A 21,151-nucleotide genomic window follows, 5' to 3' on the forward strand; every position below is an offset into this window, starting at 1 on the left:
GTTCGCGCGCCATCCGAGGCCGCACAAAAAAATACCCCATATCGAGCCTCACTCCCGCTCGGCCAATTAAGCAAAGCCCTCGCAAGCGGGAGAGGCGACGCACCTGAGTCTTGGCAACATCCGGGCACGCCCGAACTGAATTCGGCTCCTCACGCCGGCTTCAACTCCCGCGCAACCCCATTTTATGGTGGTCGCGGCAGGGCGGCTTTTCGTTTCATCACAGACGTTTAAGATCGGCACGAACCTGCATTCACTTCCGGAGATCATCCGAATGACCGAGACCATCCGCATCAGGCGCTTCACTGCCCGCGCCGTGATCGTGCCGATGAAACTGCCGCTCCAGACCTCGACCGGTGCGGTTGCCAAGGCGCCGCTGGTGCTGATCGACTGCGAGACCGACAAGGGTGCCGTAGGGCACGCCTATCTGTTCTCGATCACGCCGTCGGCCTTGAAGCCGCTGACGGCGATGGTCGCGGAAACGTCGGAGCTGCTTGCGGGCGACGAGCTGCTGCCGTTCGAGATCGAGCGCAAACTGACCCAGCGCTTCACGCTGCTGGGCCTCGCCGGCCTGCAGCGGCTGGCGCAATCCGGCATCGACATGGCGGCCTGGGACGCGCTGGCACGCGCACGCGGCCTGCCGCTGGCGCGGCTGCTCGGCGGCGCGCCGAAGCCGGTCAAGGCCTACAACTCGAAAGGGCTCGGCATCATGCCGGCGGGTGCCGCGGTGGAGGAAGCCCACAAGCTGCTGGCCGAGGGCTTTCAGGCCGCAAAGATCCGCGTCGGCCGCCCCGATGCGCGGGAAGACCTGAAGGTGGTGCGCGCGGTGCGCAAGGCCGTCGGCGACGACGTGACCTTGATGTGCGACTACAACCAGGCGCTGACGGTCAGCGAGGCGATCCGCCGCGGCGAGATGCTCGACGACGAGGGGCTGACCTGGATCGAGGAGCCGATCCGCCACGACGATTATGAGGGCAACGCCCGTATCGCGGACGCGCTGCGCACGCCGGTCCAGATCGGCGAGAATTTCGACAGCGCGTTCGCGATGCAATCCGCGCTCTCCGCCGAGGCCTGCGACTTCGTGATGCCCGACGTGCAGCGCATCGGCGGCGTCACCGGCTGGCTGCGCGCCGCCGCACTGGCGCATGCCGCCGGCATCGAGATGTCGACGCATCTGTTCTCGGAAGTCAGCGCGCATCTGCTCTGCGTGACGCCCACCGCGCACTGGCTGGAATATGTCGATTGGGCCGACGCGGTGCTTTCGACGCGGCTGACGATCAAGGACGGCTTTGCGCTGCCGAGCGAGGAGCCCGGCAACGGGATTGCATGGGACGAGGCGGCGGTGAAGAAGTATCTCGTGAGTTAATCGTTGAAAGCGATGCCTTTCGCGGCCTCGCCCGGAGCACCGGGCTCGGCAATTCCCACGCAATTGCCCTGCGGCTTTTGTCCGGCGAGCATGCCGCGGAAAAACGCGAGCGCATCCGGGAAGGCCGCGTTCAGGCCGCCATTGTGCGTCGCGCCGGGATAAGTCTTCCAGACCACCTCGTTGCCGGCCGCGCACAGCGCCGCGACTTCGGCATATTGCCGTGTCGGGACCAGCGTGGAATCGGCAAGACCGGTCCCGAGCAGCACCGGCACCTTCAGCCGCACGGCCTTCATGTCCGTGACCGGCGTCAACCGCGCCAGCACATTGGCGATGGGCTCGACATAGACGTTCTCGGCGGTAATGCCGTCCTTGCGCGCGACCTCGCGCATCTCAGGCGTGCAGCTTTCACGAGCCGCTTTCAGGACCGGCTTGCCCTTGTCGGAGACGAGATCGTCGGCGGACGGCGCACCATCCGGCAGCGAGCCGCCGAGCAGCATCAGCGACGTATAGATCGGCGAAGCGATCGCGGTCGTCTGCGGCGGCTTATAGGGACCATCGGGGAACGTGGACACCAGGCCCGTCGCCACGGTGGCGATCAGCGGCACGTCGGGCGCGTAGCTTTCCGCGATCACAGTCGCGCCCATTGCCGCGCCCGAGCCTTGCGATTGTCCGGTGACGAAAACCTTTGAAGCGAGCTTGTCGCTATACCCCGCGAGCGCGGCACGCACGCCGTCGAGCACGGAGCGCCCTTCCGCCTCCCAGATCAGATAAGGATGCGGCCCCGCGCCGCCGAGACCCTGATAATCGGTCGCCACCACCGCAAACCCGTTCTCGAGCCAGCGCTGGATGTAGGTGGCATCGCGCGGCTTGTGCCCGGTCCAGGACGGCGCACAGGAATCCGACACGCCAAGCGTGCCGTGCGCCCACGCGACCAGCGGCCAGCCTCCGGCCGGCGGCTCGCCCTTGGGCAGATAGACCGTACCGCTCACCGGCACGATACCGGCGTGCCAGCGCACATCCGTCGACGTGTAGAGGATGCGCTCGGCGACACCGGCGCTCGTGATCTCCGGCTGCGCAAGCATCGCCTCCCTGCGCAGCATCACGCCGGGGCTTTCTGGGAGGGCTTGGGGCCAGCGATAAAAGCCGGACAGGTCCTGATCGCCGACTTTCGGTCCCACCGGCAGCGACGAATCCGCGTGGGCTTGCGCCATCGCGAGGCCTGTGACGACGGCGAGCGCCATCACGAATTTCGGACTTGTGGTTTTGAACATCGGCGTCTCCAGTTCCCTTGCAGTGTGCCGCATTTTTGTTGGCGGGTTGATTGCCGCAGCAATGCACTTTCCGCGTCGCTTATGGAGACGATCGTGCGCGGGTCCAAGTCTATTTGAGGCAAGTCTATTTCAGGCAAGTTTTTTGCAGACACGTCTTTTCGGACACGTCTGTTCAGAGATGGGCAGATGCCGGTCTGCGTAGCTACCAGGTCTCCGCGCCGGGGATTTTCTTGCGCACCGCCCGGCGCTGGATCCAGATGCAACGGCGCACGGCCGTATTGGAGCGGCCGACCGCGGATATCCCTTGGCCGGCTTGCAGCAGTGGCGCCACGTTTTCGCGCAGCGCGCGGCAGCGCTGGAGCTCAGCCTGCCAGTCGATGATGGCGGCGTCGGCCCGCGACGCCATCAGCGACAATATCGCCACGGCAAGACAGCTCCCTCGCATGGTGCGCATTCCCTTCACCGTGATGTGGCCGGATCGCGCCAGGCGGCATCGTGGCCCGGATGTCATCCGAGCTAATGACACTGCAAGACGATAACTCAACTTGACGCCGGCGGCGAGAGCTTGCCGGTTACGTCCCGCGGCATCCGACAGCCTGATCCAACGCATCTGTGATGCAGCTGTGAGCTCTGATCGCGCGATCCTGAAAAATCAGCGAAGCGATCAATGGTATGACAACCAGCATTCAAAACGCCAGCCGGCAAACAACGAGGTGAACATGATCCTTCCCAGGAAGTTTTTGGCCAGCGCCGGGTCACGACCGATTGCGCGATGCCCCCATCTTGCCGTGATGACCGCAGCGCTGTTTTTCGCCGCAACGTTCTGGCCAGCCGGACCTGCGCGCGCTGCCGCAAATGATGCCGAGGCGCGAGCCATCTTCGACAAGTTCATTGCCGCGCAGAATGCGCATAGCGCAAACGATGTGAAGGCCATGCTCTGGAATTCGCCGAGCACGCTGTTGTTTGCGAGAGGGATCGAGACGAGAGGCCGTGATCCGATCGCCGACCGCTTCAAGGCGTATTACGAAGGCACCTGGCACCTCGAACCCGACATGTCGAAATTCCACGTCGCCGTGATCTCGAACGAGGTCATGCAGGTTCTCGTGCCGATCGTCTTTACGCGCGGCCTTCCGGGCAAGCCGCCACAACAAAATACGTTTCTGATCAGCCAGACCTACGTTCAGGATGCGGACGGCTGGCACGTCGCCTCCATCCTTCCGGTCGCGAATACGGAACTGAAATAGGGGCGAGCCGAACTCTCGGCTGGGGAAATGAGCAAGGCGCAGCAGTCCGTCTACGCTCTTCGAGCTACGCCGGACACGCTTCGCCGCAATCAGATTGGTGGCTTGCCGAGCCGTAGCTCGCGGCGGCAGCCCGCCTGCGCCCCTTGGGCTTCGGCGTGGCATCCTTCACTCGGCCATCGCGAGCGAAGGATGGTGGGCGCGACAGGGATCGAACCTGTGACCCCTACCATGTCAAGGTAGTGCTCTCCCGCTGAGCTACGCGCCCTAGATGTCGTCTAGATCGGGTCGGGTCCCTATAACGGCTCAGGGGAGCCGGTGCAAGGACGGAAGGCGGCCGATTTAGGCCGCCAGCATCTTGTTCACTTCGCTGACCAATTCGCGCAAATGCACAGGCTTGGACAGCACCTTGGCGTTCTTGGGGGCGTCCGAATCCGAGTTCAGGGCGACCGCGGCGAAGCCGGTGATGAACATGATCTTGATGTCGGGGTCGAGTTCCGAGGCCCGGCGGGCGAGCTCGATGCCGTCCATCTCCGGCATCACGATGTCGGTGAGCAGCATTTCGAACGGCTCTTCCCGCAGCCGCTGATAGGCGGCCATGCCGTTATCGTGGGACGAGACCTGAAAACCGGCGTTTTCCAGCGCCTTGACCAGGAAACGGCGCATGTCGTTGTCGTCTTCGGCGAGCAGGATCTTTGGCATGGCGGAAATGTCGAATCCCCAGAGGATATCAGCAGAGGTCACTAAGCCCGACGGAGGGTAAATTTGGGGTGAAAATCTTTACCCTCAGCCGGCTGTGCTTGCCGGCCCCTTGTGAACCTGAAAGCAGTTCGAAGCAATCGAGCCGTACCTGCCGGTCCCCACCTCGCTGCCCGCAGGGTTAAGACATGTTCCAGCACAGATCTCATCTTTTCGCTTGGCAGGATGGTTGCGATTCCGGACAATGACGACACATAAGAGCCGCCCGATCGGCCGAATCAATGCGTTGAGGCCGGTGCCGGGCTTGTTGGATCGTGCGGCGCCAAGGGTGAAGCCTGATACCAACGGGCAAAGCCTGATTGCCTAGGGACGAAGCCTGACACCAAGGGACGAAGCCTGAGAAGATGACCCGGTTTGACGGCGACAAGTCGCCAGCCTTCGAGATCGTTGAGCCCGCGCAATGGCGCGCGCCAGTAATCTTCAACTCGCCCCATTCCGGCTCGACCTATCCGGACGAATTTCTCAGCGCCTCCAGGATCGACCTGCCGACGCTGCGGCGTTCCGAAGATTCCTTCATGGACGAGCTGATCGGCCATCTCAGCGAGCGCGGCTTTCCGACCGTGCGGGTCAACTTTCCGCGCTCCTATGTCGACGTCAACCGCGAGCCCTACGAGCTCGATCCCCGGATGTTCACCGGGCGCCTGCCGAGCTTTGCCAACACCCGCTCGATGCGGGTTGCCGGCGGACTTGGCACCATTCCGCGCGTGGTCGGCGACGGCCAGGAGATCTATCGCGAGCGCATCCTGGTCGACGACGCGCTGGGGCGGATCGAGACGCTGTACAAGCCCTATCATCGCGCGCTGCGCCGGCTGATCAACAGGGTGCACCAGATGTTCGGCACCGTCGTGCTGGTCGACTGCCATTCGATGCCCTCGGTCGGCGTCTCCCGCGACGAGCCGCGCCGGCCCGACATCGTCATCGGCGACCGCTACGGCACCAGTTGCACGCCGCTATTGCCCGACCGGGTCGAGGAGACCATGGCCGGCCTCGGCTATTCGATCGGCCGCAACAAGCCCTACGCCGGCGGCTTCATCACCGAGCATTACGGCAACCCGGCCAGTGGCCTGCACGCCGTGCAGCTCGAGCTCAACCGCGCGATCTACATGGACGAGCGGCGGCGCGAGCGCAGTCCGCGCTTTGCGCAAGTGGCGTCGGACTTCGGCGTGCTCGCCGACGTGCTGGCGACGACGGTCCCGTTCGGCGATCTCGGCCCGTTCCAGGCCGCGGCGGAATAGGCGCAACGTTTTTCTTCTAACGATTGTGTTGGGTGCGATCAGCGCGAACGCGTTTCGCGGCGCGCATTGAAATGAAAGCCGATGCTGAGAGAAAGCAGAGGCTGAAAGAAAAAAGGGCCGCTTCTAATGAAGAAGCGGCCCAAGTCTAGGGAGGAAACGCCCAAGGAGGGCAGCAGTAACGCGAGAAGCGCTACCGCACCGCAACAATATGCGGCCGCGACGCACAAAGTGCAAGGGCTTTCGAGCGATTTCCCATGCAATGAGGACATAGCTCGGTTGCTTCCAGAGAAACCCAGATTCAGTTCCTTTGATAAGGAAATTCAATGGGTTGATAGTCATTTGCATACGAACAAGGCAGGCCCGGAACTAAGGTTTCAACTCAATGATCGATATTTGCCCAGCGGGTGTCTTCGACGAGGCGAACGCTTCCCGCATCCAAAATACCAGGGTGCAAAAGCAAGACAGCGCTGCACGATTCTTCCGATTTGAGCTAGGCAGGAGTGAGCTTCACCCGACTTTCGCTTTTTGAGGATACGCCGTGACGGTGATCGATTTCTCCGCCTTCATCGGACGGCTCGCCACCGCCTCCGGCGAAACCATCCTGCCATTCTTCCGCACCTCGCTGTCGATCGAGGACAAGAGCAAGACTAGGGAATTCGACCCCGTGACCGAGGCCGATCGCGCCGCGGAGGCGGTGATGCGGCGTCTGATCAAGGCCAACTTTCCCCAGCACGGCATCGTCGGCGAGGAATTCGGCAACGAGCGCGAGGATTCGGACTATGTCTGGGTGCTCGACCCCATCGACGGCACCAAATCCTTCATCGGCGGCTTTCCGATCTGGGGCACGCTGATCGCGCTCCTGCACAAAGGCACGCCGGTGTACGGCATGATGCACCAGCCCTTCATCGGCGAACGCTTTTCCGGCGACAGCGGCTCCGCTCATTATAAAGGTCCCTCCGGCGAGCGCCGGCTCCAGGTCCGGCGCTGTGCTTCGCTGTCGGAGGCGACGACCTACACCACCAGCCCGCTGCTGATGAACGAGCGCGACCGCGCCATCTTCGGCCGCATCGAGCAGGGCGCGCGACTGTCGCGCTATGGCGGCGACTGCTACTCCTATTGCATGCTGGCGGCGGGTCACGTCGATCTCGTGGTCGAGACCGAGCTGAAGCCTTACGACATCGCGGCCCTGATCCCGATCGTGACCGGCGCCGGCGGCGTCGTCACCACCTGGGAAGGCAAGCCGGCGCAGGGCGGCGGCCGTATCGTCGCGGCCGGCGACACCAGGGTTCACGAAGAAGCACTGAAACTGCTCAACGGATAGGCGATCTATTGTTTGATCCTCTCGGAAAACCGCTGCACACTTTTCCGGATCATGCTTCAGGGAGCCTGCATGAAAACCCGGCGTAGGCTCCTCCTCGCATTCCTGCTTCTGTTTCCGACGCTCGCCTCCGCCCAGAATTTCCCGGCCAGGCCGATCAAGCTGATCGTGCCGTTCCCGGCCGGCGGCCCCAACGACATCATCGCGCGGGTGATCGGCCAGCGTATGTCGGAGCTGTCAGGGCAGCCGGTTCTGATCGACAATCGCGGCGGCCAGGGCGGCGTGCTCGGCACCGATGCCGTCTCCAAGGCTGCACCCGACGGCTACACCATCGCGATCTCCAGCGCCGGCGCGTTGGCGATCAGCCCGAGCATGGAAAGGGTCGCCTACGATACGCTCAACGACCTCACACCGGTGACGCTGGTTGCGACCGTGCCGGAAATGCTCGTTGTCGCCACCAACGTCCCCGCAAAGGACATCGCGGAATTGATCGCGCTCGCCAAGGCGCAGCCCGGAAAGCTCAACTTCGCCTCCTCCGGCCCCGGCAGCCTGCCGCATCTCGCCGGAGAATTGTTCAAGCTGACGGCGAAGATCGACATCGTGCATGTGCCCTATCGCGGCGCGGCGCCTGCCGTGAACGATCTGCTGGGCCAGCAGGTGCAGATGACGTTCCTGGATCTCCCCGTGCTGCTGCCGCAGGTCAAGGCGGGCGCCCTGCGGCCGATCGCGGTGGGCTCCGCCGAGCGTTCGCCGACGGCGCCTGACGTGCCGACCACGGCGGAAGCCGGCTTTGCCGATCTGCGCATCGAGAACTGGTACGGCATGGTGGCGCCGAAGGGCACGCCGAAGGAGATCGTCGCGGCGCTGCATGCCCTCGCCACGAAGGTGATGGCGGATCCCGCGGTGAAGGAAAAGCTCGCCGCCCAGGGCGCGACGCTTGTCGGCGATGAGCCGGAGCATTTTCGCAGCTTCATCGCGGACGAGACCAAGAAATGGGCGAAGGTGATCAAGGACGCTGGCGTGGAGACCGCGAGGTAGCGCAGAGCTCACACTGCCGCAGACCGCAAATGCTCCACCAGCATCTTTGCCGGGCGCGGCAGCGTCTTGAAGCTTCGCGCGCAGATCACGAGTTTGCGGTTGGCCCAGGTATCGCGCAGGCGGACCATGGCCAGCGGCATCAGTTTCGCGCAGCGGCGGGCCGCGGCTTCGGGCACCAGGGCAACGCCGACATCGGCGGCGACCATCTGGCAGATCGCGTCGAAATCGCGCAGGCGTGCGCGGTAATGCGGCCGCATGCCGAGCCTGGCGGCGTGCTTCGAAATATGCACCTGAAGCGCGGTGGCGCTGGTGAGCCCGACGAAGTCGCAAGCGCCCGCCTCCTGGAAATCGATCGCGCGGCGGCCGGCGAACGGGCCGCGCCTGGACGTCACCAGCGTCAGGCGATCCTCGCTGAAGGCGAATCGCTCGATATGATCGGGCAGCGCGTGTTCGGCTGCGAAGCCGAGATCGGCCGCGCCCGCAGTGATCGCGGCCGCGATGTCGGTGCTCTCGCGCTCCTCGATGTCGATGGCGACGTCGCGATGCTCGCGCAGGAAGCCGGCAAGCGCCTTCGGCAGATGCTCCGAGAGGCCGGAGGTATTCGCGAGGAAATGCACGCTCGCGCGCACGCCGCTGGCAAAGCCGGCGAGATCGCCCCGCATGGCGTCGATCTGGTGAATGACGAGACGGGCGTGATCGAGCAGGCTCTCGCCGGCCGAGGTCAACTCAACGCCGCGGCGCCCGCGCTTGAGCAGCGCGACGCCGAGCGCATCCTCCAGCCCCTTGATGCGCGCGCTGGCCGAGGCCAGGGCCAGATGCGACCGCTCCGCGCCGCGGGTGATGCTGCGCTGGTCCGCGACCGCGATGAACAGCTGGAGGTCGACGAGGTCGAAGCGCATCCCGGGTCCCTTCAGCCTTCGTTCTAGACGAAGGCTTTCTCCGTAAGCTACAGATTGTGCCGACGCGCGGCATCGGTCAATGTGCAGATATGATCGACCCGCTCCTCATTCTCATCGCCGCCATCTTCCTGCTCGCCGGCTTCGTCAAGGGCGTGGTCGGGCTTGGCCTGCCGACGGTGTCCATGGGACTGCTCGCCGTGAGCATGGCGCCGAGCCGCGCGATCGCCATCGTGATCGTGCCCGCCATCGTCACCAACATCTGGCAGACTTTCGTCGGCCCCCATTTGCGCGACATCCTGCGGCGGCTGTGGCCGCTGATGATCGGCACCGTGATCGGGTGCTGGCTCAATGCCGGCGCGCTCACCGGCCCGCATGCGCGCTACGGCACGATCGTGCTCGGCGTGCTCCTGGTCGTCTACGCGATCATCGGGCTGAACAAATTCCAGTTCCACGTTGCGCCAAAGAACGAGAAATGGGTCGGCGGCGTGGTCGGCGTGGTCACCGGCGTGATCTCGGCCTCGACCGGCGTGCAGGTGATCCCCTCGATGCCGTTCATGCAGGCGATCGGCATGGAGAAGGACGAGCTGGTGCAGGCGCTCGGCGTGTTCTTCACGACGGCGACATTGGCGCTCGCCTTCAACCTCACCGCGGGCGGATTGCTGACGCCGGCCAACGCAGTGCCGGGCGCCGTCGGCATGGCGTGCGCGTTTGCCGGCATGTACATCGGCCAAACGGTGCGGGCACGGATGCCGGCGGAAGCATTTCGCCGCTGGTTCCTGATCGCGATGATCCTGCTCGGCCTCTATCTCACCGGCAGCGCGCTGCTGAAGGAATTCGCGTAAAAGAAGTTACCGCGTCTCCAGCATGGCGACGCGGACGCCGAGATAGATGAAGAGGCCGCCGAGGGCACGGTTGACCCAGGCGATCACGCCTTCGGAGCTCCGCAGGCGGTGGGCGGCCCTTGCCGCGAACGCCGCCAGCACCAGGCACCACAGCGTTCCCGTGCAGATGAAGATCAGGCCGAGCGTCAGGAAGGCGAGCGGCTTGTGCGCCGAGTCGGCTGCGACGAATTGCGGCAGGAAGGCCAGGAAGAACAGCGCGACCTTGGGATTGAGCGCGTTGGTGAAGACGCCCTGGAGGAATACCCTCCGCAGCGAGCTCTGCACCGGCTCGTCGATGGCCGAGGCCGGCACCGGGCGCGACCACAGCATCTGAAGCCCGGTCACGACGAGATAGGCCGCTCCAACCAGCTTCAGGATCGAGAACGCGGTCGATGAAGCCATCAGCAGGGCCGAAAGCCCGATCGCGGCGCCCGCGACATGGAAAAAGCAGCCGCAACCGATGCCCAGCGCGGCCGCGGCGCCACCTCGCCAGCCCAGCTGCATGCTGCGGCCGATCACATAGACCGTATCGGGCCCCGGCGTGATGTTGAGCAGCACGCCCGACAGGACGAAGAGCCAGATTTCGTGAATGCCCAGCATGTGTGACGTACCTCCGGCGCCCAACCGTGGCCCAAGAGGCCGGCTTAGTGGGTTCGCTCGTCCCCGTCCACTGCCGGGATTGCCGGGGATTTACCTCGAATTTGCAATGCGGATCATACTTTCGCTCGGCCTCATCTGCTCTATAAGGAACGGGTTCTTTGAATGCGGGATTCGAGGCGACTGCCACGCCGTGGCCGGTCCTCGATCTCTTCCAAGTCTCTTGCAAGTCTCTTGGAGCTCCGGAATATGGAAAGACGTCTGGCCGCCATCGTCTGCGCCGATGTCGCCGGCTATTCGCGCATGATGGGCACCGATGAGGCCGGCACCCATGCCGCCTTCAAGGCCCATCGCAGCGCGATCCACCCCATCATCCTCAATCACGGCGGCCGCGTCGTCAAAAACACCGGCGACGGCTTCCTGCTGGAATTCCCCTCGATCGTCGGCGCCACCGAGGCCGCGATCGCGATGCAGACGCTGATGGCGGAGCGCAATCACCATTTGCCCGCCGATCGCGCCATGCAGTTCCGCCTCGGGATCCATATGGGTGATGTCATCGCCGACGAGGACGAGGTCTTCGGTGACGATGTCAACATTGCCGTCCGCCTCGAAGCCGTGGCGAGCCCCGGCGGCTTCGCGATCTCGGCCAAGGCCTACAAGGAGGCCGGCAAGCATCTCACCGTGCCGCTGGTCGATGCCGGCAACCACCGCTTCAAGAACATCAAGGATCCGATCGGTGTCTGGACCTGGACGCCTGAGGGTGCACCGGCGCTTGCGCCCGCGCTGAGGGAGGCATCCGCCCTCTCGCAGCAGTACCGCACCGCGATCGTCGGCGTGCTGCCTTTTGCCAATCTCAGCGACGCCCAGGACGAGTATTTCTCCGATGGCCTGACCGAAGATTTGATTCACGCGCTGTCGCTGCAATCCTTCTATCGCGTGCTGAGCCGCAACTCGACGTTCGTGTTCAAGGGCAACAACGTCAGCACCCGCCTGATCGCGCGGGAGATCGACGCTAGCTATCTGATCCAGGGTTCGGTGCGGCGTGCCGGCGCCAAGATCCGCGTCACCGCAGAGCTGATCGCGCCGGAGACCGGCGAGCAGCTCTGGACTGGCCGCTACGACCGCGACATCGGCGATCTCTTCGCCATGCAGGACGAGATCACCACCAACCTGTCCGCCGCCATCGCCACCGAGATCGTCCGGGCCGAGGCCTCGGCGCCGGCGCGGCTCTCGACCGACGTCACTGCCTGGGACCGCTTCCTCAAAGGGCTGTCGCACTATTATCGGCAAACCAAGGAAGACCTGGCCATCGCCGTCGACCTGTTCCGGGAGGCCATCAGGCTCGAGCCCAAGCTGTCGATTGCGCATGCCTATCTCGCCACGATCCAGATCCAGAGTATCCATTTCGGCTGGGTCAAGGGCACGCGCGAGATGTGGGCCGAGGCGATGAAGCTTGCCGAAACCAGCGTCCGGCTCGACCCGCGCTCGTCATTTGCGTTCTCGATCCTGTCCTGGACCCACGCGCTGGAGGGCCATTACGAGGCCGCGATGGATGCCGCCAAACGCGCCGTCGCGCTCAACCCCTACGACAACGGCGCGCGCGGCGTGCTCGGCATCTGCCATTTCGCCGTCGGCGAGCACCGCGAGGCGATCGAGCTGTTCTCGATGGCCGCACAGCGCGACAACAGCGATCCGCGCTACCAATGGGCCGCACTGAACGCCTTCAGCCATTATTTGCTGGGCCAATATGACGCGACCCTGTCATGGGCTCGAGAGCAACTCTACATCAACCCGAACCATTTGCAGGCGCTGGCAATCCGCGCCGCGGCGCTGGCGCAATTGGGGCGGGGCGACGAGGCGGTCGAGGCGACCCGCGTGCTCATGGCTAATTACCCGACACTCAATGTCGACCGCCATTTGCGCAATTTCCACTGGAAGCGGCCCGAGGACCTCGCCCATTACCGCGCCGGACTCTTGAATGCGGGCGTGCCGCTCGGCAAACTGACCCTGGTCTTGAGCGACGTCAAACGCGTCGCCGAATCCTGAGGGCCAGCCGCGGCCACGCGGCAATGTCCCCTCCGCCTTTATTGACACGACAGTGAATTCAGCCACACTCCGCTACACGCTGAAGTAGTATAACGTGTTGTCGGTTTGTCAGGACTTTCCGCGCTCTATCGCCGCGTCTGTATTTCACGATTCGCCGTTTTCAGGATTTTGGGCCATGCATGACTCCGCTCCGAAGCCCCCCTTCGCCCCCTCGATCCAGGTCTCGCCGAACAATCCCTGTCCATTCCTGCGCGGCCTCGTCGGCGAGGGGTTTGTTGACGGTGGAACCGTCCCGCTCGGCACGCTGTCGCAAACGATCGCGAATGCAAGCGGCGAGACCGGGCTGAAGAAGGTCTCGGCCCGCATCCAGGTCCGCGGCGTCGCGCTTATCGCCAACGGTCTTGGTCACGTCCTCAAGAGCATATTTTCGGGCGCGCAGCTCGACGCGTTGCGTGGCGGCCCTCTCGACAAGCGCGGTGCCGGCTCGCGCGTGCTCGGCGTCGACGGCACGGTCGATGAGGACGAGCTTGCGCGGTTTGCGAGCTTCGGCCGGACCTACCAGGATCCGAACGGCGGCGGCTCCGAGCCCGGTCTCAACGCCTCGGAAATCGGCGTCTTCATGCGCGACAACCTCAAGCGCGCCGGCAGCGCCGCGCGCTGGTACTACCCCCTGCTGATGAAGTTCGAATGGCCGATCCTCCTGAAGATCGTCGGCAAGGGCGCGGGTGAGGACCGCTATCTCAGCGTGGCCGACGTGCGCACTCTGTTCAACGAGCGGCAATTCCCTGCTCGCATCAATCAGCGGCTCGTCTCGCAGCCGGTGCTGTCGACCTGCCAGCGCGTGGTGCGAGGCGCCCTCAAGGTTGCGGCCCTGCTCGTCGCCCTCGGTCTCGCCTTGCTCGTTGCGGTCGCCGAATTCCCCGACCAGGTGCGTGCCATGCTGCCGCAAAAGGGAATTCTCGTGAATCTCCTGCCGCCGCCCTTGCCCACGGTCCCCGAGACGAAGGCGGCCTTTTGGCTCGAACAGAACTGGTCGCTGAAGGACAGGCACTGGTTTCACCATGCCAGCCAGGGCACAGCGACCTTCCCGGTGCCTTATGAATGGTTCATGGCCCTGGAGCAGCCGCGCCTGCATCTGTTCTCGCGGCCGGGCATGATGACGGACAGCGCCTATCTCGAGCGCTTCGGGTTCATCCCGAGCCCGCAGTCGATCCAGACCGACGCGACGTCACTGCGCCGCTTCGGCTACGCCAATGTCTACGAGACGACGCAGGTGCCGGATTGGTCGACGAGGTGGACGCCGGCAGAGAACGTCGATGGCCTGCCGGTCGGCTTCGCACGGATGACCGGTGTCATCGATCCCGCGACCGGCCATCGCGAAGAGGACAAGATCGGACTGACCTGCGCGGCCTGCCATACCGGCCAGATCCACTACCAGGGCGTGGACGTGCGTTTCGACGGCGGTCCGGCCATGACCGATCTGAAGAAGCTCGAGCTCTCCACCGGCCTGTCGATCGCCTACACGCTTTACGTGCCGTTCCGCTTCCAGCGCTTCGCCGATCGCGTGCTCGGCCCCGATGCCAGCAAGGCTGACCGCGCCGCGCTCAAGCAGAAGCTCAGCGCGATCGGCAACTTCCTGATCGACTGGGCGCAAACCCAGCAAAAGACGATTGAAGGCAAGAAGACCTGGAACGGCCGGCAGCAGAGTGACACCGAGGAAGGGTTCGGTCGCCTCGACGCCCTCAATCGCATCGGCAATCAAGTCTTTTCGCAGGATCTCGCGCTGAGCGGGCTTAAGGGTTTCGAGAAGAACCTGCACGCCCAGGACGCCCCGGTCAGCTATCCCCCGATCTGGACCGTGCCCTGGTTCAAGTTCGCCCAGTACGACGCCTCGATCGAGCAGCCGCTGATCCGCAACGCCGGCGAAGCCCTCGGCGTGACGGCGCTGCTCAACCTGTCCGACGCCTACCCGGAGGACAGGCTGTGGCGGTCCTCCGTTCATATCAACACGCTCGGCTGGATCGAGGACATGCTCAGGGGGCCAGATCCGTTCAAGACGGCAGATCCCTCCACCGGTCCGAAGTTCGGCGGCCTGCTGGCGCCGAAATGGCCCTCTCAGATCCTTGGCGACAATTGGAGGCTCGATCAGAAGAAGGTCGACAATGGCCGCAAGATCTACGCCGAGATGTGTTCCGGATGCCATCTGCCGGCGATCGACACCCCGGCTTTCTGGTCGTCGGGCCATTGGGAGCCGAGCGGCGACAGCAAGGTGCTGAACGCGGTGACGATCCCCCTCGACGAGATCAAGACGGATCCCGAACAGTCGCTCGTGCTCAGCAACAGGATCGTCGATTTGCCCGGCTTCCTGAAGGTGAATACGGCCGACCTCCAGAAATGGTGGCAATGCGATGTCTCGACCGCGAGTTCGCCGACCGAGATGGTTTATGCGCTGGGGCTCATGACGGTGGTGGATCTCGTCGCCCGCAAATGGATGGACGACGAGAAGACTCCGGACGCCGAGCGGGCGAAATTGTGGAATCTCGCGCGCAAGAACTGCCTCAATCCGGTGGGTGGGGCACGCTATCGGGCACGGCCGCTGAACGGCATCTGGGCCACGGCGCCCTATCTGCACAACGGTTCGGTGCCGTCTCTCTACTGGTTGCTGAAGCCTGCGAGCGAGCGCCCGCAAAAATTCTGCATGGGCCGCCACGACTATGATCCCGTGACCGTCGGCTTTGCGGTCGCGGCCAACGAGAAATGCAAGACGGGTGAAACCGAGTTCTCGGCGGGGTCGGACAAGGATCCGATCCAGGGCAACAGCGTGCTCGGCCATTCCTTCGAGCGCAAACCGGGCGAGGAAAAACGTCCCGGCGTCATCGGCCGCGTGTTCAAGGACGACAACGAGCGCTACGATCTGATCGAGTATCTGAAGACGCTGTAGTCGAGCTCTGTCCCAAGCAGGCCGCCCTCATCCTGAGGAGCCCGCGCAAAGCGGGCGTCTCGAAGGATGGCCGCGGGCGAGAGCCGGGCCTTCATGGTTCGAGACGCGCGTTCCGCGCTCCTCACCATGAGGGTCTTGCGAACTAAGCGGGGCGAGGGAGCGCACCTCGCGCGCAGCAGCCATTCACTTCAAATCCTCACTTGAACAGCGGCGTGCCCGGCACGAAGGCGTCGAAGGCAGCCCAGAATTGGGAACGGTAGCGGTCCTGCTCCTGGAGGATCTCGTGCTTGGCGCCGGCGATCACGAGATGGGAGCCGGCGCGCAAATGATAGGCGAACTCCTCGATCGCCGCGATCGAGACCACGGTGTCGCTGGAGGCCGCCAGCATCAGGATCGGCTGACGGATCTCGGACGGGTAGTTTTTGCCCCTGAAGGTGTTCATCGCGCGGAAAGCGGTATCGGCCCAGGCGACCGTCGGTGACGCGAGCCCGAGGGTCGGATCCTCCTCAAGGATCGCGGCATTGCGCGCATAGCGCACGGGATCGCTGGTCAGCGGATTGTTGATGAAGGGATTGAGCCCGGTGATCTGGTCGCTGCCGCCGGGGACATAGCGGCCGCCCATTCCCAACACGCGCATCGTCTTCAGCAGAGCCCGCGCCGGAAACGAGGTGGCGCGGCCGGGCAGGTCGATCATCGGCGCCGACAGCACCATGCGGTCGAACCAGCGCTTGCCCGCATGCGCCACCCGCAGCATCACGGTGCCGCCCATGGAGTGGGCGAGCGCGAAGAAGGGCGGCGGGCAATCCGGCAGCACCACCTGCTGCACGAAGGTCTCGACGTCGATCTCGAAATCGGCGAAGTCGCGGACATAGCCCTTGCGCGGATCGCGCAGGCGGCGCGAGGAGTGGCCCTGCCCGCGCCAGTCGATCATCGCCACCGCAAAGCCGCGGTCGCGCAAATCGCGCACGGTCTCGAAATATTTCTCGATCTGCTCGCTGCGCCCGGTGAAGACGCAGACCGTGCCCTTGCGGTTCGCCGGTGGCGCCCAGCGCGCAAAGCGCAGCTCGACGCCATCGGGGGTCTTGATGGTACCGCTGACGACGTCTTCGGGAACGGGATTGGATGGTATCGAGACCAGCGTCATGATGAGGAGGGCTTGGGCACGAAGTGCTGCAAATCAGGGGGCGGGAGCGCCGAAAAGGCTAAGTATCCGCCCTCTTGAACGCCGTTCTCCTCAACCCATATCACCTCGGTGCAGGCCGCTACCAGTGTTTCGGAACCGGAACATCAGGCTGCACACAGACGAAAGCCCGGCCCGATTGGCGGGCGGGTTACCAACAGTCGCTCAATGGAGGACTTGACCATGCGTACCTACGACCTGACCCCCTTCTACCGTTCCACCGTCGGCTTCGACCGCCTCTTCAACCTGCTTGACCAGGCCGGTTCGGACGGCAGCCCCGGTTATCCCCCCTACAATATCGAGCGCACCGGCGAGAACGACTACCGCATCACCGTTGCGGTTTCGGGCTTTGCCAAGGATGAGCTCTCCATCGTCGCGAAGGAAAACACGCTGACGATCAAGGGCGAGAAAGTCGCCAACGAGAACTCGAAGGCCGAAGTGCTGTACCGCGGAATCGCCGCGCGTGCCTTCGAGCGCGCCTTCCAGCTTGCCGACTTCGTGCAAGTGAAGAACGCCTCGCTCGAGAACGGGCTGCTTCACGTCGACCTCGTCCGTGAGATTCCCGAAGCGAAGAAGCCCCGCCAGATCGCGATCAACACCGGTGCGCAAGGCGCACAGGTGATCGAGAACTCGGTAGCCGCGTAAATCACGTCGGCCACTTCCAAGTTGCGAAAACGCCCCGGTGCCCCGGGGCGTTTTTTTATGTCGTCCCGGCGAAGGCCGGACCCATAACCACAGGGAGTAGTGTGGCGAAGACTTGCCGTTCGGTACTCCTACCACGAATAACCGAGGGACCTCGCGGTATGGGTCCTGGCCTTCGCCAGGACGACACCGTTGGTGTGATGCGGGCCATCGCATCAAACGCCACGCTTAGTCCAGCCCTTGTGCCGCCGGTATCTCCTGCGTCGGCAGGATCGTCGCGGCAGGCTTGGCCTGACCTACGGTCGGCGCGGCGGCTTGCGGTGGGACCTCAGCGGGCTTTGCCGGCACGGCCGCCACGGTCTGCGTGGTAGGTTGAGCCTGCGCTGCCTGCGCCGCCGCGGGTTCGGCTGGCTTGGCGGCTACCGGCGCCTCGCGTGGCGGAGCCGCCTTCGGGAGCGGGACGGAGCGGCTGGCGACATGTGGGATCGGGGCCGGTGGGCGTGGCGGACCATTGCGGATCATGGTTGGCGGCGGTAGCGCGCTTTGCGGGCGGTAAGGCGCAACCGCAGGCTGCTCGTAGCCCGGCGCCATACCGTAGGCGTCGGCAGCCGGCATGAAGCGCAAAATCCTTCCGTCGCGGGCATCGATCACCAGCCGGCCGTCCTCGCCCCGGCGGTCAATCACCGCGATGGTGTAGACGCCGCCGCGCAGGCGCGGGATGCCCAATGGAGAAAAGCCGTTTTCGCGCAGCACCGCGTAGACCTCGGTCGATGGCAGCAGCACCGAGGCCGGCCCGCGTTCTTCGTAGCCATAGCCATAGCGCGGCGGCGGGGGCGGCGCGGCCTCCGGCGGCGCATAGGGCCCGTCGAAATCCGAGACCGCGATCATCGCCCCTCGCGCTGGAACTTGCGCTTGTGCGGCGGTCGCGGCCAGCGCCAGCGCGGCGGCAGCCATCCATCCTGTGAAAAACTTCATGATCGAGACGCTCCTGTCAGGCCCCCGGATGGATCGCACTCTTTCGCTTCTTGCGGCGTGGCGCGGCTTCCGAAGGGTTGATCAGAAGCTTCATTGGGGATTCCGGCGTCGGCGGGGCCGGATCAGGGCGCGTTTGCTTCAAAAGCGGGGCCGCGCAACTTTTGGAAAGGGATCGATTGATCTATGGGGAATCGGGACTTGCGCGCGCTTGTGTGATAGACAAAAATTTGGCAAGGTGGCGGTTAGGACAGGAAGACTGTCTCAATTTTGCTTGCGGTTCCGGCATAGGGATTGCAACGAAAGTCGGTGCTTTCGAGCGCCAAGAAGGCAACAGGCAAAGCCGTTCTCGGGGACGAAGAACGCCTTGGCCTGAATTTAAGAAAATGCGGCTCGCGAGCGGACGAGCGGTGACCCAGAAGCGGGTGCCGCGGGACGCCCAAGGTGCGCCGAAGATGGCGGTGAGGCAGCTTGCCGCATGGAGAGGACGAGGACATGAACGGGTCGCAAGTCGAGCGCGGAAACATCGTGGCAGAGCAACTGTCGGCGACGGTCGCCTCGAAAACGACTGATCCGATTCAGGAACACAATTCACGCCCGCCGGCCGTAGGCTTGTACGATCCGAGCCTGGAAAAGGATTCCTGCGGCGTCGGCTTCATCGCCAACATCAGGGGCAAGAAGTCGCACGAGATCGTCGCGGACGCGCTCAGCATCCTGTGCAACCTCGAGCACCGCGGCGCCGTCGGCGCCGACCCGCGCGCCGGTGACGGCGCCGGCATTCTGGTGCAGATCCCGCATGCTTTCTTCAGCCGCAAGGCGAAGGAACTCGGCTTCGCGCTGCCCAATCCCGGCGAATACGCCATCGGCGCGCTGTTCATGCCGCGCGACACCGCTTGGCGCAACGTCATCAAGAGCATCATCGCCGACCAGATCAAGGAAGAGGGCCTGACGCTGCTCGGTTGGCGCGACGTGCCGACCGACAATTCCTCGCTCGGCGTCACCGTGAAGCCGACCGAGCCCGCCTGCATGCAGGTGTTCATCGGCCGCAACGGCACCGCCAAGACCGAGGACGATTTCGAGCGCCGGCTCTACATCCTGCGCAAGTCGATTTCGCAAGCGATCTATCAGCGCCGCGACCGCGGCCTCGCCGGCTATTATCCTTGCTCGATGTCGTGCCGCACCGTGATCTACAAGGGCATGTTCCTCGCCGATCAGCTCGGCAAGTACTATCCCGATCTGCACGAAAAGGATTTCGAGAGCGCGCTGGCGCTCGTTCACCAGCGTTTCTCGACCAATACCTTCCCGGCGTGGTCGCTGGCGCATCCCTACCGCATGATCGCGCATAACGGCGAGATCAACACGCTGCGCGGCAACACCAACTGGATGGCGGCGCGCCAGGCCTCGGTGAGCTCCGAGTTGTACGGCAAGGACATCAACCGGCTCTGGCCGATCTCCTACGAAGGCCAGTCGGACACCGCCTGCTTCGACAACGCGCTCGAATTCCTGGTGCAGGGCGGCTACTCGCTGCCGCACGCCGTCATGATGATGATTCCGGAGGCGTGGGCCGGCAATCCCTTGATGGATGAGAAGCGCCGCGCCTTCTACGAATATCATGCAGCCCTGATGGAGCCGTGGGACGGCCCCGCCGCGATCGCCTTCACCGACGGCCGCCAGATCGGCGCCACGCTCGACCGCAACGGCCTTCGGCCCGCGCGCTATCTCGTCACCAAGGACGACCGCATCGTGATGGCGTCCGAGATGGGCGTGCTGACGATTCCCGAGGACCAGATCATCACCAAGTGGCGCTTGCAGCCCGGCAAGATGCTGCTGGTCGACCTCGAACAGGGCCGCCTCATCCCCGACGACGAGATCAAAGCCGAGCTCGCCAGGAGCCATCCCTACACCGAGTGGCTGGAGCGAACCCAGATCGTGCTCGAAGAGCTGCCGAAGGTGCCGACCACCGGCGTGCGCTCCAACCTGTCGCTGCTCGATCGCCAGCAGGCGTTCGGCTACAGCCAGGAAGACATCACCATTCTGATGACGCCGATGGCCTCCACCGGCGAGGAAGCCGCAGGCTCGATGGGCAACGACACGCCGATCTCGGCGCTGTCGGCCAAGGCCAAGCCGCTGTTCACCTATTTCAAGCAGAACTTTGCGCAGGTCACCAACCCGCCGATCGACCCGATCCGCGAGGAGCTGGTGATGAGCCTCGTCTCCATCATCGGACCGCGGCCGAACCTGTTCGACCTGCAAGGCCTTGCCACCACCAAGCGCCTCGAAGCACGCCAGCCGATCCTGACCGACGCGGACCTCGAAAAGATCCGCTCGATCTCCGAGGTCGCCGAGTCGCATTTCAAGTCGCGCACGCTGGACACCACCTTCCACGCCGGCCTCGGCGCGGCCGGCATGGACCAGGTGCTGGACGAGCTCTGCGCGCGCGCCGAGAGCGCGGTGCGCGAGGGCGTCAATATCATCATCCTGTCCGACCGCATGGTCGGCACCGACCGCGTTCCGATCCCGTCGCTGCTGGCCTGCGCCGCCGTGCATCATCATCTGATCCGCACCGGGTTGCGCACCTCGGTCGGCCTCGTCGTCGAATCCGGCGAACCGCGCGAAGTGCATCACTTCGCCTGTCTGGCCGGCTACGGCGCGGAAGCGATCAATCCGTATCTGGCGTTCGAGACCATCATCGCGATGAAGGACCGCCTGCCCGGCTCGCTCGACGACTACGAGATCGTCAAGCGCTACATCAAGTCGATCGGCAAGGG

General features: G+C 64.3%; 17 protein-coding genes and 1 tRNA gene. 10 read left to right on the top strand and 8 right to left on the bottom strand.

What is annotated here, in order from left to right; translation table 11 throughout:
- The first annotated feature begins 271 nt into the window (after nt 1-271).
- A complete protein-coding gene (locus ABIB91_RS40325; protein ID WP_354172625.1) occupies nt 272-1,363 on the top strand; it encodes an enolase C-terminal domain-like protein in 1,092 nt (363 codons plus the stop codon).
- On the opposite strand, the gene ABIB91_RS40330 is transcribed toward ABIB91_RS40325, so the two are convergent.
- Both ABIB91_RS40330 and ABIB91_RS40335 read right to left on the bottom strand, forming a co-directional pair.
- Entirely contained in the window at nt 1,360-2,634 is a 1,275-nt protein-coding gene (locus ABIB91_RS40330) for a lipase family protein (protein ID WP_354172623.1), read from the bottom strand. The two genes, ABIB91_RS40325 and ABIB91_RS40330, sit on opposite strands and share 4 nt — an antisense overlap.
- Nucleotides 2,635-2,836: 202 nt before the next feature.
- The gene (locus tag ABIB91_RS40335) at nt 2,837-3,079 is read right to left on the bottom strand and encodes a hypothetical protein (protein WP_035995285.1); all 243 of its coding nucleotides are present in this window, start codon (nt 3,077-3,079) and stop codon (nt 2,837-2,839) included.
- 100 nt (nt 3,080-3,179) lie between these two features.
- Here ABIB91_RS40335 and ABIB91_RS40340 point away from each other — a divergent pair, with 100 nt between their 5' ends.
- Entirely contained in the window at nt 3,180-3,878 is a 699-nt protein-coding gene (locus ABIB91_RS40340) for a DUF4440 domain-containing protein (protein ID WP_354172621.1), read from the top strand.
- Nucleotides 3,879-4,068: 190 nt separating this feature from the next.
- Here ABIB91_RS40340 and ABIB91_RS40345 read toward each other — a convergent pair.
- Nucleotides 4,069-4,143: transfer RNA gene (locus ABIB91_RS40345), tRNA-Val, on the bottom strand.
- A gap of 74 nt (nt 4,144-4,217) precedes the next feature.
- Nucleotides 4,218-4,577, bottom strand: a complete 360-nt coding sequence (gene cpdR / locus ABIB91_RS40350; protein WP_007597092.1) for a cell cycle two-component system response regulator CpdR — start codon at nt 4,575-4,577, stop codon at nt 4,218-4,220.
- A gap of 401 nt (nt 4,578-4,978) precedes the next feature.
- Between cpdR and ABIB91_RS40355 the strand changes: the two genes are divergently transcribed.
- The 3 genes from ABIB91_RS40355 (at nt 4,979) to ABIB91_RS40365 (ending at nt 8,225) form a co-directional block, all read left to right on the top strand.
- Nucleotides 4,979-5,869 carry an N-formylglutamate amidohydrolase gene (locus ABIB91_RS40355; RefSeq protein ID WP_007597106.1) on the top strand — a complete coding sequence of 297 codons (891 nt, stop codon included), beginning with the start codon at nt 4,979-4,981 and terminating at the stop codon, nt 5,867-5,869.
- A 538-nt stretch (nt 5,870-6,407) separates the two neighbouring features.
- Nucleotides 6,408-7,190: a histidinol-phosphatase gene (gene hisN, locus ABIB91_RS40360; RefSeq protein WP_354172618.1), complete on the top strand. Its 783-nt coding sequence runs from the start codon at nt 6,408-6,410 to the stop codon at nt 7,188-7,190.
- Nucleotides 7,191-7,259: 69 nt separating this feature from the next.
- Entirely contained in the window at nt 7,260-8,225 is a 966-nt protein-coding gene (locus ABIB91_RS40365; protein ID WP_354172616.1) for a Bug family tripartite tricarboxylate transporter substrate binding protein, read from the top strand.
- Nucleotides 8,226-8,233: 8 nt separating this feature from the next.
- Here the strand turns inward: ABIB91_RS40365 and ABIB91_RS40370 are convergent, their stop codons facing one another.
- Entirely contained in the window at nt 8,234-9,124 is an 891-nt protein-coding gene (locus ABIB91_RS40370; RefSeq protein ID WP_007597112.1) for a LysR substrate-binding domain-containing protein, read from the bottom strand.
- An 89-nt stretch (nt 9,125-9,213) separates the two neighbouring features.
- Here ABIB91_RS40370 and ABIB91_RS40375 point away from each other — a divergent pair, with 89 nt between their 5' ends.
- Nucleotides 9,214-9,966 carry a sulfite exporter TauE/SafE family protein gene (locus ABIB91_RS40375; RefSeq protein WP_354172613.1) on the top strand — a complete coding sequence of 251 codons (753 nt, stop codon included), beginning with the start codon at nt 9,214-9,216 and terminating at the stop codon, nt 9,964-9,966.
- Nucleotides 9,967-9,972: 6 nt separating this feature from the next.
- Here ABIB91_RS40375 and ABIB91_RS40380 read toward each other — a convergent pair whose 3' ends face one another.
- Complete coding sequence (locus ABIB91_RS40380) at nt 9,973-10,605, bottom strand: LysE family translocator (RefSeq protein WP_354172611.1); 633 nt, start codon at nt 10,603-10,605, stop codon at nt 9,973-9,975.
- A 246-nt stretch (nt 10,606-10,851) separates the two neighbouring features.
- Here ABIB91_RS40380 and ABIB91_RS40385 point away from each other — a divergent pair, with 246 nt between their 5' ends.
- Nucleotides 10,852-12,648 (top strand): adenylate/guanylate cyclase domain-containing protein, encoded by a 1,797-nt coding sequence (locus tag ABIB91_RS40385; protein WP_354128681.1) that lies wholly within the window; start codon nt 10,852-10,854, stop codon nt 12,646-12,648.
- A 175-nt stretch (nt 12,649-12,823) separates the two neighbouring features.
- Nucleotides 12,824-15,589 (top strand): di-heme-cytochrome C peroxidase, encoded by a 2,766-nt coding sequence (locus ABIB91_RS40390; RefSeq protein ID WP_354172609.1) that lies wholly within the window; start codon nt 12,824-12,826, stop codon nt 15,587-15,589.
- A 196-nt stretch (nt 15,590-15,785) separates the two neighbouring features.
- Here ABIB91_RS40390 and ABIB91_RS40395 read toward each other — a convergent pair whose 3' ends face one another.
- Nucleotides 15,786-16,733 carry an alpha/beta fold hydrolase gene (locus tag ABIB91_RS40395; protein ID WP_007597126.1) on the bottom strand — a complete coding sequence of 316 codons (948 nt, stop codon included), beginning with the start codon at nt 16,731-16,733 and terminating at the stop codon, nt 15,786-15,788.
- A 219-nt stretch (nt 16,734-16,952) separates the two neighbouring features.
- On the opposite strand from ABIB91_RS40395, the gene ABIB91_RS40400 reads away from it, so the two are divergent.
- Nucleotides 16,953-17,414 (top strand): Hsp20 family protein, encoded by a 462-nt coding sequence (locus ABIB91_RS40400; protein ID WP_007597127.1) that lies wholly within the window; start codon nt 16,953-16,955, stop codon nt 17,412-17,414.
- Between the two features lie 225 nt (nt 17,415-17,639).
- Here the strand turns inward: ABIB91_RS40400 and ABIB91_RS40405 are convergent, their stop codons facing one another.
- Nucleotides 17,640-18,386: a hypothetical protein gene (locus ABIB91_RS40405; protein ID WP_354172607.1), complete on the bottom strand. Its 747-nt coding sequence runs from the start codon at nt 18,384-18,386 to the stop codon at nt 17,640-17,642.
- 492 nt (nt 18,387-18,878) lie between these two features.
- Between ABIB91_RS40405 and ABIB91_RS40410 the strand changes: the two genes are divergently transcribed.
- Nucleotides 18,879-21,151: glutamate synthase central domain-containing protein (locus ABIB91_RS40410; RefSeq protein WP_354172605.1), on the top strand; the 2,273-nt coding region annotated here is incomplete at its 3' end.

The organism is Bradyrhizobium sp. JR4.3 (genome assembly GCF_040547695.1).
GTDB lineage: Bacteria > Pseudomonadota > Alphaproteobacteria > Rhizobiales > Xanthobacteraceae > Bradyrhizobium > Bradyrhizobium canariense.